This window comes from Pseudomonas sp. MM213, assembly GCF_020423045.1.
Taxonomy (GTDB): Bacteria; Pseudomonadota; Gammaproteobacteria; order Pseudomonadales; family Pseudomonadaceae; genus Aquipseudomonas; species Aquipseudomonas migulae.
In genome coordinates this window covers 1,143,784-1,157,597 of sequence record NZ_CP081943.1, presented here as the reverse complement: position 1 = coordinate 1,157,597, position 13,814 = coordinate 1,143,784, and the positions used below count along the sequence as shown (strand labels likewise).

General features: G+C 60.1%; 14 protein-coding genes. 13 read left to right on the top strand and 1 reads right to left on the bottom strand.

All coding sequences use genetic code 11. The features are described from left to right. The 4 genes from K5R88_RS05230 to K5R88_RS05215 all read left to right on the top strand — a co-directional run bounded on the left by K5R88_RS05230 (position 1) and on the right by K5R88_RS05215 (position 3,094). Positions 1-1,107: a hypothetical protein gene (locus K5R88_RS05230; RefSeq protein ID WP_226299357.1), complete on the top strand. Its 1,107-nt coding sequence runs from the start codon at positions 1-3 to the stop codon at positions 1,105-1,107. Continuing rightward, a complete protein-coding gene (locus tag K5R88_RS05225) occupies positions 1,104-1,280 on the top strand; it encodes a hypothetical protein (RefSeq protein WP_226299356.1) in 177 nt (58 codons plus the stop codon). Before K5R88_RS05230 ends, K5R88_RS05225 begins: the two co-directional genes overlap by 4 nt. 7 nt (positions 1,281-1,287) lie before the next feature. Then, positions 1,288-2,394: a hypothetical protein gene (locus K5R88_RS05220; RefSeq protein WP_226299355.1), complete on the top strand. Its 1,107-nt coding sequence runs from the start codon at positions 1,288-1,290 to the stop codon at positions 2,392-2,394. 97 nt (positions 2,395-2,491) lie between these two features. Continuing rightward, positions 2,492-3,094, top strand: a complete 603-nt coding sequence (locus K5R88_RS05215; protein WP_226299354.1) for a GNAT family N-acetyltransferase — start codon at positions 2,492-2,494, stop codon at positions 3,092-3,094. On the opposite strand, the gene K5R88_RS05210 is transcribed toward K5R88_RS05215, so the two are convergent. Beyond that, entirely contained in the window at positions 2,997-3,968 is a 972-nt protein-coding gene (locus K5R88_RS05210) for a LysR family transcriptional regulator (RefSeq protein WP_223451360.1), read from the bottom strand. The two genes, K5R88_RS05215 and K5R88_RS05210, sit on opposite strands and share 98 nt — an antisense overlap. A gap of 296 nt (positions 3,969-4,264) precedes the next feature. On the opposite strand from K5R88_RS05210, the gene argH reads away from it, so the two are divergent. The 9 genes from argH (at position 4,265) to K5R88_RS05165 (ending at position 13,767) form a co-directional block, all read left to right on the top strand. Continuing rightward, positions 4,265-5,692 carry an argininosuccinate lyase gene (argH, locus tag K5R88_RS05205; RefSeq protein WP_192227226.1) on the top strand — a complete coding sequence of 476 codons (1,428 nt, stop codon included), beginning with the start codon at positions 4,265-4,267 and terminating at the stop codon, positions 5,690-5,692. 154 nt (positions 5,693-5,846) lie between these two features. Further along, positions 5,847-6,725 (top strand): amino acid ABC transporter permease, encoded by an 879-nt coding sequence (locus K5R88_RS05200; protein WP_008026479.1) that lies wholly within the window; start codon positions 5,847-5,849, stop codon positions 6,723-6,725. Between the two features lie 10 nt (positions 6,726-6,735). Continuing rightward, positions 6,736-7,500, top strand: coding sequence for an amino acid ABC transporter ATP-binding protein (locus K5R88_RS05195; protein ID WP_008026481.1), 765 nt, complete (start codon positions 6,736-6,738; stop codon positions 7,498-7,500). Positions 7,501-7,538: 38 nt separating this feature from the next. Further along, positions 7,539-8,363 carry an ABC transporter substrate-binding protein gene (locus K5R88_RS05190; RefSeq protein ID WP_008026483.1) on the top strand — a complete coding sequence of 275 codons (825 nt, stop codon included), beginning with the start codon at positions 7,539-7,541 and terminating at the stop codon, positions 8,361-8,363. 140 nt (positions 8,364-8,503) lie between these two features. Beyond that, positions 8,504-9,346: a polysaccharide deacetylase family protein gene (locus K5R88_RS05185; protein ID WP_008038392.1), complete on the top strand. Its 843-nt coding sequence runs from the start codon at positions 8,504-8,506 to the stop codon at positions 9,344-9,346. Beyond that, positions 9,339-10,226 carry a polysaccharide deacetylase family protein gene (locus K5R88_RS05180; RefSeq protein ID WP_226299353.1) on the top strand — a complete coding sequence of 296 codons (888 nt, stop codon included), beginning with the start codon at positions 9,339-9,341 and terminating at the stop codon, positions 10,224-10,226. The genes K5R88_RS05185 and K5R88_RS05180 overlap by 8 nt, the downstream gene beginning before the upstream one ends. Next, positions 10,223-11,572, top strand: coding sequence for an MmgE/PrpD family protein (locus tag K5R88_RS05175; protein WP_226299352.1), 1,350 nt, complete (start codon positions 10,223-10,225; stop codon positions 11,570-11,572). The genes K5R88_RS05180 and K5R88_RS05175 overlap by 4 nt, the downstream gene beginning before the upstream one ends. A gap of 150 nt (positions 11,573-11,722) precedes the next feature. After that, complete coding sequence (locus tag K5R88_RS05170; RefSeq protein ID WP_223414286.1) at positions 11,723-12,901, top strand: MFS transporter; 1,179 nt, start codon at positions 11,723-11,725, stop codon at positions 12,899-12,901. 158 nt (positions 12,902-13,059) lie between these two features. Next, positions 13,060-13,767, top strand: a complete 708-nt coding sequence (locus K5R88_RS05165; RefSeq protein ID WP_223479986.1) for an HPP family protein — start codon at positions 13,060-13,062, stop codon at positions 13,765-13,767. Positions 13,768-13,814 lie beyond the last annotated feature (47 nt).

The window sequence follows — 13,814 nt, the reverse complement described above, 5'->3', positions numbered from 1 at the left end:
ATGCCTGACCCGATCCCCGCACCGTCCCGCAACGCCGGTGATGTCGAGCCGTTTCCCAGTGGCAGGATCACCTATCTCGCGCCGCTGCCCTTGCCGACAGCCATGCCACCGCATGGCCCTCACATCGGGGAACTGAATGAGGTGTACATGGATTTCGGGCTCGGATCACCTCAAGTGTTTATGTGGCAAGTAACATTAGGCGGACCATTCAGCGGCACTTTAATGCTCGCTTTTCTACCACCACTAGTTGCTGGATTCCTCGGGGTCGTTTTCGGTTACAGCCAAGTAGAAATCTGGGACTCGATACTCGGCGTCTATGATGCAAGTTATGGCTACGCGCTATTTAGTGGCTTTTGCTCCCTACTCATCGGCCTGGCCGTCTGGCGCCACAACCACAAAAAACGCCTCAGCATCATCCCCACCCGCTTCAACCGCCAACGCCGCGAAATCTGCTTCATGCCCGAAGGCGCCACCGAACCCGTCTTCGTCCCCTGGGAATCCCTCTCTGCCTGGGTCATCGAAGCCCAAGGCGCCACCCAATACGGCATCCACCGCCAATACGGCATGGGCATCGGCTATCAGCACGGCGAAACCCTGACCAGCGTCGAATTCCCCTGCTTCGGCCTCTCCTTGGCCATCAGCCACTGGGAAGCGATCCGTGGCTACATGGAACATGAAATCCACGACCTCAAATCCATCCAGGACCTGCAAGACCTGCAAGGCCCAAACGACCCGCCCCGCGAAGGCCTGCACACCTTCCACAACGCCCGCGCACGCCTGCACCGGGAAATCCGCGACGGCCAGCGCAATTGGCTATCGGGATTTTTCTGGTACCTGTTCCACGTCATGACCTTTTGGACGATTCCCAACCACCTGGTCGAATGGGAAGTACGCCGCCTGCAGAAAATCGGCCCGCAGGCCATGCCCGACGTCATGCGCCAATGGTCCGAGCCGCTGCCGAAAGAGCAATGGGCGAAACCCAGCGAAGAACTCGTTCGGATGAGCGCCCAGGTTCGCGCCTTGCACAAACGCCAGCCACGCCGACCGATTACCGAGATTTTCGCGGAAGTGCAGCGCTTGAATGCCACGGGCAAGCAGCGCGCATGAGTGTCTTTTTTAAGGTGAAACCCAAGCGTTCAAAGGCAAACAAGTTTCGTGTCCCTATTGGGTATGAGGGGCGTTTCCCGGTCCTGCCGCTGCAATCCATCAGCGAGCATCTGCCGCTGTTACTGGTTGAAACCCATTTGCTGGAGATGGCTGACCATGCCCACAAAGAGTGATGTTCCCATGCCTGACCCGGTTGCTGCGCAATCCCGCAACGCCGGTGATGTCGAGCCGTTTCCCAGCGGTAGGATCACTTATCTCGCGCCGTTGCCCTTGCCGACGGCCATGCCACCGCATGGCCCTCATATTGGGGAACTGAATGACGTGTACATCGATTTCGGATTGGGATCGCCGCAGATTTTTTCATGGCAGGTCATATTAGGCGGGCCATTCACCGGCGCCTGGATGTTCATTTTCCTTTTACCTCTCTTTAGTTTTTGTTTTGGTCTCGTTCTTGGGTACGAGTGGCTTTACTCATGGGAGTTTGCGGTAGATGTTTTTTTCGCTGCTTCAGAACTCGGACTCTTAACCGCATTTTTTTCTCTGCTCATCGGCCTGGCCGTCTGGCACCACAACCACAAAAAACGCCTCACCATCATCCCCACCCGCTTCAACCGCCAACGCCGCGAAGTCTGTTTCATGCCCGAAAACGCCACCGAACCCGTCTTCGTCCCCTGGGAATCCCTCTCCGCGTGGGTCATCGAAGCCCAAGGCGCCACCCAATACGGCATCCATCGCCAATACGGCATGGGCATCGGTTTCCAGCATGGCGAGACCCTGACCAGCGTCGAATTCCCCTGCTTCGGCCTCTCCTTGGCCATCAGCCACTGGGAAGCGATACGCGGCTATATGGAACACGAAATCCACGACCTCAAATCCATCCAGGACCTGCAAGACCTGCAAGGCCCCGACGACCCGCCCCGCGAAGGCCTGCACACCTTCCACAACGCCCGCGCGCGCCTGCACCAACAAATGCGCGACGGCCAGCGCAACCGAATTTCAGGTTTCTTCTGGTACCTGTACCACGTCATGACCTTGTGGACGATTCCGAACCACCTCGTAGAATGGGAAGTCCGCCGCCTGCAGAAAATGGGTCCGCAGGCCATGCCCGATGTAATGCGCGAATGGTCCGAGCCGCTGCCGAAAGAGCACTGGGCGAAACCGAGTGAAGAACTCGTTCGGATGAGCCTACAGGTTCGCGCCCTGCACAAACGCCAGCCGCGCCGACCGATCACCGAGATTTTTGCCGAGGTGCAGCGCTTGAATCCGACCGACAAACGTCGCGCATGAAAGGTGACAACCGTGATGAGGACCATTTCCAATCGTTGCCCACCAACCCATCACCGAACGCAGCCCGAACCTTCGGCAGTTCCTACCTGTGACAGACATGACAATTACTTTACGCCGCGCCTTGATTACTGACGCCCCCGCCCTCCCCGACATCGAACGTTGCGCCGCTGAATTGTTTCGCGCCGAGCCTTCATTGTCCTGGCTGGCCGACAGCCCTGTGCCCGATGCCGAACACCATCAACGGGCTATCGAGACGGAGCAGGTTTGGGTGGCGCAATCGGCGGAAGGTGTACTTGCAGGTTTTCTCGCTGCGCGGGAAATCGACAACCAACTGCATATTCAGGAACTGTCGGTCAGCCAGCCATTTCAGGGCCGGGGCATTGGTCGAAAGTTACTGTTAACCGCTGTTTCATACGCTCGCGGGCAAGAACTCGCCGGTCTGACTTTGACCACGTTCCGCGACTTGCCGTGGAATGAACTGTTTTATCGGCGCATGGGCTTTGCAACATTGAGCCCTGCTGAAACAGGCCCGCGTTTAACCCAGGTTTTAAACGACGAAGTCGCCCACGGTTTACCCGGCGAGCGCCGTTGTGCGATGCGATTCAGCCTTGAACCGGCACCTTCAAATCAACGCCCAACGCCTGGGCAAACGCCTTCACCAACGGACTGCGCACGGTGTTGTGACGCAGGATCAGATTGAACGGTGTGCTGATGTGAATGAGGTCCGGCCGCACCGCGCGAAACTGCCCTTGGGCGACCATCGACGCGGCGTAATGCTGCGGTAGAAAACCCACGAAACGCCCGGTCTTGATCAGCAGCGCCACGGCTTCCACCTGGGTCGCCGAGGCGGAAAAACTGTCGTACCGGGCAAAATTCAGTTTGTCGCGATGGATCGCGTAGCGGTGGTTGATGCACTCGTAATCCTTGAGCACATTGCTGCCGATTTCTGCGTCCGGCACCGAGAACAACGGGTGGCCGATCGCGCAGTAAACCTGCGAGCGTTCTTCATACAGCGTGTAATAGTCGAACTCTTCGCGTTTCTGATAAACCGGCACGATACCGGCCACCAGGCGCCCCTCTACGACCCCTCTTTCAATTTCATCCAGTTGTGACGCCTGAAGTTGAAACCTTACTTTAGGCGACTCTTCATTTATCCGTCTAAGCGCTGCAACTAACGGCGAATTAAGATCGGAAATAGTGTTATCAATAACGCCCACACCCAAGTCGCCAATGAGTTCGTTCTGCGCTGAACTAAGCCTGTCGCGAAAGTTGTCGACCGAGGCAAATAAATCAATCGACGCCTGATACACCAGGCGGCCTTCTTCGGTCAGATGAAAGCCCTCGCGACCTCGGGTGCACAAGCGCATGCCGATGCGAATTTCAAGGTCGGAGATCTGTTTGCTGATGGCCGCCAGCCCCACATTCAGCTCGTTCTGCGCCGCACTGAAACCACCGGCCTCGACCACGGCCTTGAACACTTTGAGCAGTTTGAAATCCAGCCCGCTGAGGGCCAGTGGCGCCCGATGCGCCGTTTTTGGCGCCGGGTTTCCGGAATTGGAAAGTGGGGTTTCCATAATGCTTATTTACCTCTGGCGCGCTATTCAACAACCTGTGCCCAACAACAAAAACATAGCTGGCCAATAATAATGAACACAGAAAACCAGGCTTGGCAACCGCTAATAATCCCCGTACTTCAGTGCCAACTCACTGATTTCGAACTACTAAAAGCTGACACTTCGATCAGCTCTCGCAACGCTGCAACTGCCCTCTTGAAAACTGCTTAGGCCGAACCACGCCCGAATTATTTCCGGCGGGTCTTCCCGGCTCTGCGCATCAATTTCAGTTCGCTTTACCGACGAGGAAAACAACAATGTCTCAAACCACCGACCGTCTCTGGGGTGCCCGCTTCAAAAGCGGCCCATCCGAAGCCCTGGCGGCCCTGTCCCGTTGCCCTGAGCGCTACTTTCGCCTGACCCCGTATGACCTCGCCGGTTCCAAGGCCCATGCCCGTGAACTGCAGCGCGCCGGGCTGTTGAGCGAGCAGGAAACCCACACCATGCTGGCCGCGCTGGAAGGTATCGGCGCTGACTTCAAAGCCGGCAGCATCGCGCCAACGCTGGATGACGAAGACGTCCACACCTTCATCGAACGCCTGCTGACCGAGCGCCTCGGCCCATTGGGCGGCAAGCTGCGCGCCGGCCGTTCGCGCAACGACCAGACCGCCAACGATCTGCGTCTGTTCCTGCGGGACCACGTGCGGACCCTGGCCGTCGAAGTGCTGGCCTTGCAACAAGCGCTGGTCGACCAGGCCGAACAACACATCGAAAGCATCTGCCCCGGTTTCACTCACCTGCAACAGGCGCAACCGATCGTCTTTGCTCACCACTTGCTCGCTCACGCCCAATCGATGCTGCGTGACGTGCAACGGCTGGTGGACTGGGACATCCGCACCTCGCTGTCGCCACTCGGCGCCGCCGCCATGGCCGGTTCCGCCATCGCGCGCCTGCCGCAACAGTCGGCCAAGGAAATGGGTTACAGCGGCGTGTGCGAAAACTCCATCGACGCCGTGGCCAGCCGCGATCACGTGGCCGAGTTCCTGTTTATCGCCAGCATGCTCGGGATCAACATTTCCCGCCTCGCGGAAGAATTCTGCCTGTGGTCTTCGCGGCAATTTCGCTGGGTCGCACTGGACGATGCCTACGCCACCGGCAGCTCGATCATGCCGCAGAAGAAAAACCCGGACATTGCCGAGCTGGCCCGGGGCAAGGCGGGTCGCCTGATCGGTAACCTCACCGGCCTGCTCTCCACCCTGAAATCCCTGCCGCTGTCGTATAACCGCGACTTGAGCGAAGACAAGAACGGCGTGCTCGACAGCGTCGACACCTTGCTGCTGGTGCTGCCCGCCATGGCCGGGATGGTCGCGACCATGAAGGTCAACGTTGAAGAGTTGCGCCGTCAGGCACCGCTCGGGTTCACCCTCGCCACCGAAGTGGCCGACTGGCTGGCGGTGCGCGGCGTGCCGTTCAAGGAAGCCCATGAAATCACCGGCGCGCTGGTTCAGGCCTGTGAGAAACACGACATCGAGTTGTGGGAAGCCTCGCCGGCACTGTTGGCCGAGATCGATTCGCGCCTGACCCCGGAAGTACGCGACAGCCTGACGCTGGAAGCCGCCATCGCCGCCCGTAGTGGTTGGGGTGGTACGGCGCCGCAGCAGGTACGCGAGCAGATCGGCCGGTTGAAGACCGCCCTCGCCGCGCAACACGAATGGACCGAGAACTATCAGGGCTTCCGCCTCTGATAGACAACGCAGATCCCTTGTAGGAGCGAGGCTTGCCCGCGAAGAGGCCATGTCAGTCAGCATCAGTGGTGAATGACACACCGCTTTCGCGAGCAAGCTTCGCTCCTACAGGGAATTGTGTTTGACCTGTAATACCAGTGTTCGGAGAAACAACATGAGCCAGACTCAGGCAGAACGACTCCAGGCGGAGCGCAAACTGGCGGAAAACCAGTTCGATATCACCCAGTACGATCACGTGCCACGGCGTTACTACGGGCGGATCTTTTTCGCCACGGTCATCGTCATCGCGATCATCGGCCTGGTGCGGGCCTTCGCCGAAGGCAAGATCGAGTGGTCGTACATCGGCCAGTTCCTCACGTCCCAGGCGATCATGTGGGGCTTGCTCAATACCATCGTCATGGCCGTGCTGGCGATGGGGCTGGGCATTGTGTTCGGGGTGATCACGGCGATCATGCGCATGTCGGCCAACCCGATCCTGCGCTACGTGGCGGTGACCTACACCTGGCTGTTCCGTGGCACGCCGCTGATCCTGCAACTGCTGTTGTGGTTCAACCTGGCGCTGATTTTTCCCACCATCGGCATCCCCGGCGTGTTCGAAATGGACACCGTAAGCCTGATGACGCCGTTCGTGGCCGCCCTCCTCGGCTTGAGCATCAACCAGGGCGCCTACACCGCTGAAGTGGTGCGCGCCGGTCTGCTGTCGGTGGACACCGGGCAGTACGAAGCCGCCAAGTCGATCGGCATGCCACGCCTGCAAGCGCTGCGCCGGATCATCCTGCCGCAGGCCATGCGGATCATCATTCCACCGGTCGGCAACGAGTTTATCGGCATGGTGAAAATGACCTCGCTGGCGAGCGTCATCCAGTACTCGGAGCTGCTCTACAACGCTCAGAACATCTACTACGCCAACGCCCGGGTGATGGAGCTGCTGATCGTCGCGGGTATCTGGTACCTGGCCACGGTCACCGTGCTGTCCTTTGGTCAAAGCCGTCTGGAGCGTCGTTTCGCTCGCGGCGCCGGCAAGCGTTCTTGAGGAGTCGAACATGAGAAGCATCGTCAAGGCCGTGAGCCTGAACAAGTATTACGACCATTTCCACGCCCTCAAGGACATCAACATCGAAGTCGAGCAAGGCGAAGTGCTGTGCATCATCGGCCCGTCCGGGTCCGGCAAAAGCACCTTGCTGCGTTGCGTCAACCAGCTGGAAAAGATCGACAAGGGCGGCCTGTGGGTCGATGGCGAGCTGGTGGGTTACCGCATCGTCGGCAACAAACTGCACGAACTCAACGAGTCGCAGATCGCCCGTCAACGCCTGGCCACCGGCATGGTGTTCCAGCGTTTCAACCTGTTTCCGCACATGACTGTGCTGCAAAACATCATCGAAGGGCCGTGCCAGGTGCTCAAGCGTTCGCCCAAGGAGGCGCACGAAGAAGCCTTGGAACTGCTCGCCCGCGTCGGCCTGGCCGACAAGCGCAACAGCTACCCGATCGAGCTTTCGGGTGGTCAGCAACAACGTGTCGCCATTGCTCGCGCATTGGCCATGCGGCCCAAGCTGATGCTGTTCGATGAACCCACTTCGGCACTCGACCCGGAACTGGTCGGTGAGGTGCTGTCGGTGATGCGCGATCTCGCGCAATCCGGCATGACCATGATCGTCGTCACCCATGAACTGGGCTTCGCTCGCGAAGTATCCAACCGCATGGTGTTCATGGACGGCGGGCAGATCGTGGAGGCAGGAAGCCCCGAAGAAATACTAATAAGTCCGCAAAACCCGCGCACCCAAAGCTTCATTTCTGCCGTTCGAACCTAAGCGCCGGCTGGCGTAACAACACACATAAGAGAACGACCATGAAGAACATCGTAATCCCAGCAGTACTCGCAGGCCTGATGGCATCCAGCGTCAGCTTCGCCGCCGAATTGCCGGCCAGCATCAAGGAAAAAGGCGAGATCGTCGTCGCGATCATGCCGAACTACCCGCCGATGGATTTCAAGGACCCGGCCACCAATACCCTCACCGGTGTGGACGTTGATCTGGGCAACGCCCTGGCCGAACGTCTGGGCGTGAAGATCAAATGGCAGGAAACCGGCTTCGAGCAAATGATCAACGCCCTGACCACCGACCGCGTCGACATGGTGCTGTCGGGCATGACCGACACCAAAGAGCGTCAGGCCAGCGTGACCTTCGTCGACTACTTCACCAGCGGTCCGCAGTTCTACACCCTGCAGAAGAACAAGGACTTCAACGAAATCACCGACCTGTGCGGCAAGAAAGTCGGCACCAGCCGCCGTACCACGTTCCCGGCGGAAATCGCTGAATACAGCAAGGCCAACTGCGAAGCCGCCGGCAAACCGGCCATCGTGGTGATCGGCACCGAAGGCTCGGCGGATGCCCGTGCGCAACTGCGTCAGAGCCGTATCGATGCCGCGATGCAAGGCAGCGAGACCTTGTCGTACCTGAAGACTCAGGAAAAGGACATGTACAAAACGGTCGGCCAGCCGATTTCCGTGCAGTTCTCCGGCATGGGCCTGAGCAACAAAAAGCCTGAGCTGAGCGAAGCGGTGAAGGTTGCGTTGCAGAGCATGATCGATGACGGCAGCTATCAGACCATCCTGAAAAAATGGGACCTGGAGCTGGGCGCAATCAAGACGGCAACCATCAACGCCGGCAAGTAATGCTTGCCCTGTAGGAGCCGGCTTGCTGGCGATAGCGGTGGATCAGTCGCTATGAATGTTGGCTGACACACCGCCATCGCCAGCAAGCCGGCTCCTACAGGTTTGGTTGCGTTTCGACTATTGAGAACGGAGCACCAACGATGTCGTCCTCCCCAACCTGGCCCGACCAGCACAAGGCCTGCCTTGCCCTGGCCTTCGACCTCGACGGCCCCACCGGCGATGCGATGCTCAACGGCTCGATCTGGCACAAGCCCGAGTACTTCGGTTTTGGTGGTTACGGCCCTTACCGGGCGCTGCCACGGATTCTCGACCTGCTCGACGAATTCCGCATCCCGACCACGTTTTTCGTTCCGGCCTGGGTCGTGGAGAACTGGCCGAAACAGTGCCAGGCGATTGTCGAGCGCGGGCATGAAGTGGCGTACCACGGCTACAAACACGAATCCTTTTACGCCCTGACGCTGGACCAGCAAAAGGACGTGATGAAGAAATCCCGCGAGGTGTTCTGGAAACACCTGAACATCCGCGCCGAAGGTTTCCGCACGCCGTCCGGCGACTGGCGCGCCGAGACCCCGGCGATGCTGGTGGAAGCCGGCGTGACCTACTCCAGCAGCATGCGCGGCGACGACCGACCGTACCTGGTGAACGTGCCGGGGTTCGACACGCCACTGGTGGAAATCCCCGGTCGCTGGGAAATGGACGACTACGCCTCCCTCGCCTACACCCGCGCGCCGGACTTTCCTTCGGGACTGGACCGCACGGCCAGCTATGAGCTGACCCTGGACAACTGGTGCCGCGAGTACGACGGCGCCATGAATGAGGGGTTGTGCCTGACCACCCTGTTCCACCCCAAGATCACCGGCAAACCGGGGCGCATCCTGTTGCTGGAAAAACTTTTCGAACACATGCGTCAGCGCGACGACGTGTGGTTTGCCACTTGCCGCGACGTCGCCCAGTGGTGGCTGAAGGAGCATCACCATGGCTGATTCCATCGTCTGGCCCGACGGCTATCGCTGCGCCGTGGTGCTGACCGTCGATTACAACGACATTCACGGGATTCTCACCCAGGCGCCGGAAGTCGCCGGGCGCGACAAGACACTGTCTGTATGGCGTTACGGCAGCCAGCGCGGCGTCGAGCGTCTGCTGGGTTTGTTCAAGGAACTGGGGGTTCGCAGCAGCTGGTTTATCCCTGGCATCGTCGCCGAAGAAAACCCCGAACACCTTCAGGCGATCCAGGCCGGTGGGCATGAAATTGCCTGCGCCGGGTATCGCCATCAAAACTACGACACCCTCGATCTGGCACAGCAGAGCGCCGAAATTGCCGCCGGCTGCGAGGCTCTGCAAACATTGACCGGCCAGCGTCCGACGGGGTTTCGCATCCCCGCCGGCAATGGCGCGCCGGGGTTCATCGAGGCGCTGAGGGATCAGGGCATTCATTGGTCATCCTCGTGGCGCGGCGATGATTTGCCGTTCGCGCATCCCACTGCGCCGCAGGTGATTGAACTGCCCTTGCACTACGAGCTGGAAGACGAACCCTACTTCGCGTTCAACCTGAGCCCGGCGGTGCCGCCGGCGCAATCACGGATCGCCTCTTACAGCCACACCCTGGGCAACCTGCAAATGGACTTTGCAGGGTTTCACCGCTTCGGGCTGTGTTACGTGCTGCGTTTGCACCCGGAGATCGTTGCCACGCCGGGACGGATCGGCGTGTTGCGCGAATTGCTGCAGGGCATTCAGCAACACAACGACGTGTGGATCGCCACCGGAGCCGAAGTCGCTCAGTGGTGGGCCGATTCCGCGACGCCTGTGACCGAGGATCACCCGGCGTCAGTGTACGAACGGCATTATCGGGACTACCTCCTATGACCGAGCGTTTGCAACGACTGGCGCAGTTTTGCGTCGACACACGATTTGAAGACTTGCCCCCGGCATTGGTTGCACAAGCCAAACGGCACATTCTCGACACCTTTGGCGCGACGCTGGCCGGGGCTGATAGTGATGTGGCGAAACAGGCGCGCCTGGTGTTCGCGGGTGAAATCGGCGGCACGCTGGTCTGGGGTGCGGACCTGCAGGTCGGCGCCGCTCAGGCTGCAATGCTCAACGGCGTCGCCGCGCATGCGCTGGAACTGGATGACACCGGTGGCTGTGACCATTCCGGCGCGGTGGTGCTGCCGGCGGTGATGGCCGCTGTTTCGATGTCCACGCGGCCTGTCAGTGGTCGCGAGTTCATCACGGCGGTGGTCATCGGTTACGAAGTCGGCCGCCGCGTGCTCGAAGCCTGTGGCGGTTATTCGGCGCACAACGGCGCCGGCTGGCATTCCACCGCCACCTGCGGCGTGTTTGGCGCAGCGGCGGCAAGTGCACGCATCCTGGGTTTGAACGCCGGACAAATGCTCTCGGCACTCGGTATCGCGGGCAGTTTCAGCGGCGGCTTGTGGGCCTTCATCCACGACGGCTCGCAGAGTAAAAAACTGCACAGCGGGCGCGCCGCCGAAGGTGGATTGCTGGCGGCACGGTTTGCGCAGCAAGGCATCACCGGGCCGTCGAAGCTGTTCGATGATGTCTGGGGCGGTTTCCTGAAAACCCTGGCCGGCGGGACGGCACAACCGGAGGCACTGGATGCCGGCCTGGGCGTCGTGTGGAAGCTCGCCCGCTGTTCGATCAAGCCGTACGCCTCATGCCGTGGCACGCATTCGGCCATCGACGCGTTGGGGTTGTTGCTGGATCAACTGCAGGTGGATGTCGATCAGGTTGAAGACCTTGAGGTTTCGCTGTGCGGGTTTCTGCAAGACATGTGCGGCGCTCAGGAGGTGAGCAGCCTCGCGGCGGCGCAGATGAGCTTGCCGTACGCCCTCGCCGCACGCTTGGTCCATGGGCATTGCCGGCTGGAGGCGTATGACGACGAGCAACGGCGTGTTCCACAGATTGCGCTGTGGATGTCGCGCATTCGTCTTGTAGTGGACCCGCAACTGTCAGAGGATGGCGAGCCCGTGGTGAGCGTGCGGACGGTGGACGGTCGGCAGGCGAGCCTGTGCGTCGACCCGCCACTGGGTGCGCCGGGCAATCCGTTGAGTGATGACGCGTTGGAACAGAAGTTTTTCAGTCTGGCGGTGCGGGTGATGCCGAGGTTGCAGGCAGAGGAACTGATCGGGCAGTTGTGGCGGTTGGAAACGCTGGAATCGGTGGCTGCGCTGGATCGGTGGTTGAGTTGAATTTTGCGTTGTCTGCGCGGGCCTCTTCGCGGGCAAGCCTCGCTCCTACAGGGGCAGCGCAACCGTGTAGGAGCGAGGCTTGCCCGCGAATGGCGCGACACGGTACACCGTCGAACACCCTGAAATCTGAATAAGGACATTTGCCCCACCGTGGCCACTTACTCGCTTGTTATCCGCCGGTTGATGATCGTATCGCTGACCATCGTCGTCAGCCGCGCCATCACCAGCCCGTTGCTCACGTTGTTCCTGAGCAACAAACTGGGCCTCAACCAACAGGACGTTGGTTTGCTGCTGGGCATCGCGGTGTTCATCGCCACCCTGCTTGCGCTCTACGGCGGCTACATCATCGACCGCCTGGAAAAGCGCCGGCTGCTGATCCTCGCCATGCTCTCCAGCGCCATCGGTTTCGTGCTGCTGACCTTCGCCGAAAACCTCTACCTGACCACCCTGACCCTGGTGATCACCGAAACCGCTTCGGCGCTGTTCCTGATCGGCTCGAAGGCGATCCTCAGCGAAAACCTGCCCATGGGCCAGCGCGCCAAGGCCTTTTCCCTGCGCTACACCCTGACCAACATCGGTTACGCCACGGGGCCGATGCTCGGCGTAGTCATCGCCGGTGTCTACCCGATTGCGCCGTTCCTGATTGCCGGCGGCATTGCGTTTTTCAGCATCTTTTTGATGAGCGGGATCCCGAAAGATTCGAGCCAGACACCCGCGATCGGCCAGCCGCAAAGCTTTCTGAAAACCCTGATCACCCTGAAAAACGACCGCACGCTGATTATGTTCACCTGCGGCTGCCTGCTCAGCACCGTGGTCCATGGGCGCTTCACCCTGTACCTGTCGCAATACCTGCTGGTGACCCAGGACTCCAAACGCGCCCTGGAAACCATGGCCGCCCTGCTCGCCTGCAACGCCATCAGCGTGATCCTGCTGCAATACCAGATCGGCCGTTTCCTCAAGCGTGAACAACTGCGCTACTGGATTGCCGGTGGCACCAGCCTGTTCATCCTCGGCCTGATCGGCTTCAGTCTGGCGGATAGCCTGGTGTCGTGGTGCGTCGCGATGTTCATCTTCACCCTCGGCGAAATGATCATTTACCCCGCCGAATTCCTGTTCGTCGACACCCTGGCCCCGGAAGAGCTGCGCGGCAGTTACTACGGCGCGCAAAACCTGGCGGCCCTGGGCGGTGCCCTGAGCCCGGTGATTTGCGGTTTCCTGTTGATGCACACCCCGGCGCCGACGATGTTTTATGCCCTGAGCGCGCTGACCGCCATGGGCGGTTTCCTGTGTTTCATGAGCGGACGCCGGGTGGCTTTACAGCAAAATTAATGCACTGAAACTGCATTAATATGAATTTGTCTCCGTCTGGAATGAGCGGCACACTGTGCCTCGTTCCTCCCCCAATAGTTGGAACGACTTCAAGGGCTTTCTGGGTATCCCAGCTAAGCCTTTTTTTGCCTCGACTTTTGCAACGGACCATTCACCTCATGTTTGCTCGCTGGTTCCCCGCCGCCATCAATACCCGACCTTCTGAATGGAGCCGCGCCGCCATCGGCATGGCCCTCGGTACGATGTTCAGCGTCTGGCTGTGCTCACAGGTTTTCGGCATCGAAGTGGCGCAGCACCTGATCGGTCCGCTGGGCGCCTCGGCAGTGCTGTTGTTCGCGGTGTCTTCCGGCGCATTGGCGCAACCCTGGTCGATTCTCGGCGGCTACTTGAGCGCTGGGGTGGTCGCATTGTTGGTCGCCCACGTGCTCGGACGAACCCTTGGCAGTGCTTGCCTGGCCGCAGGCATGTCGCTGATCCTGATGTGCTGGCTGCGTTGCCTGCATCCGCCGGCCGGTGCCTTGGCGTTGCTGCTGGTATTGGCAGACCCGGCGACCATCGCGCTGGACTGGAAAGCCCTCGGCCCGGTAATGCTCGGTGCCTCGACGATGTTGCTCAGTGCGCTGGCGTACAACAACCTGACGCGCATTCGTTACCCAAGACGCGCCAGTGAACCGGTGCCGATGGTGCCGGCCGATCACCCGCCCATCGACAGCCAGGCGATCACTGCCCAGGATCTGAAACGGGCGCTGGCGGACATGGAAGCTTTCTTTGACGTCACGCCCGAAGACCTTGAGCAGTTGATTCAAGCCAGTGAGTTGCATGCCAAACGGCGCAGTATCACTGAAGTCCTTAGCCGCAGAACCTGACTCCCTACAGACCCCTTCAGGAGCGAGCAGTCTCGCTCCTGAACGAT

Coding starts and splice junctions, on each gene's coding strand:
- K5R88_RS05230 (WP_226299357.1), top strand. CDS start 1: ATGCCTGACCCGATCCCCGCACCGTCCCGCAACGCCGGTGATGTCGAG.
- K5R88_RS05225 (WP_226299356.1), top strand. CDS start 1,104: ATGAGTGTCTTTTTTAAGGTGAAACCCAAGCGTTCAAAGGCAAACAAG.
- K5R88_RS05220 (WP_226299355.1), top strand. CDS start 1,288: ATGCCTGACCCGGTTGCTGCGCAATCCCGCAACGCCGGTGATGTCGAG.
- K5R88_RS05215 (WP_226299354.1), top strand. CDS start 2,492: ATGACAATTACTTTACGCCGCGCCTTGATTACTGACGCCCCCGCCCTC.
- K5R88_RS05210 (WP_223451360.1), bottom strand. CDS start 3,968: ATGGAAACCCCACTTTCCAATTCCGGAAACCCGGCGCCAAAAACGGCG.
- argH (WP_192227226.1), top strand. CDS start 4,265: ATGTCTCAAACCACCGACCGTCTCTGGGGTGCCCGCTTCAAAAGCGGC.
- K5R88_RS05200 (WP_008026479.1), top strand. CDS start 5,847: ATGAGCCAGACTCAGGCAGAACGACTCCAGGCGGAGCGCAAACTGGCG.
- K5R88_RS05195 (WP_008026481.1), top strand. CDS start 6,736: ATGAGAAGCATCGTCAAGGCCGTGAGCCTGAACAAGTATTACGACCAT.
- K5R88_RS05190 (WP_008026483.1), top strand. CDS start 7,539: ATGAAGAACATCGTAATCCCAGCAGTACTCGCAGGCCTGATGGCATCC.
- K5R88_RS05185 (WP_008038392.1), top strand. CDS start 8,504: ATGTCGTCCTCCCCAACCTGGCCCGACCAGCACAAGGCCTGCCTTGCC.
- K5R88_RS05180 (WP_226299353.1), top strand. CDS start 9,339: ATGGCTGATTCCATCGTCTGGCCCGACGGCTATCGCTGCGCCGTGGTG.
- K5R88_RS05175 (WP_226299352.1), top strand. CDS start 10,223: ATGACCGAGCGTTTGCAACGACTGGCGCAGTTTTGCGTCGACACACGA.
- K5R88_RS05165 (WP_223479986.1), top strand. CDS start 13,060: ATGTTTGCTCGCTGGTTCCCCGCCGCCATCAATACCCGACCTTCTGAA.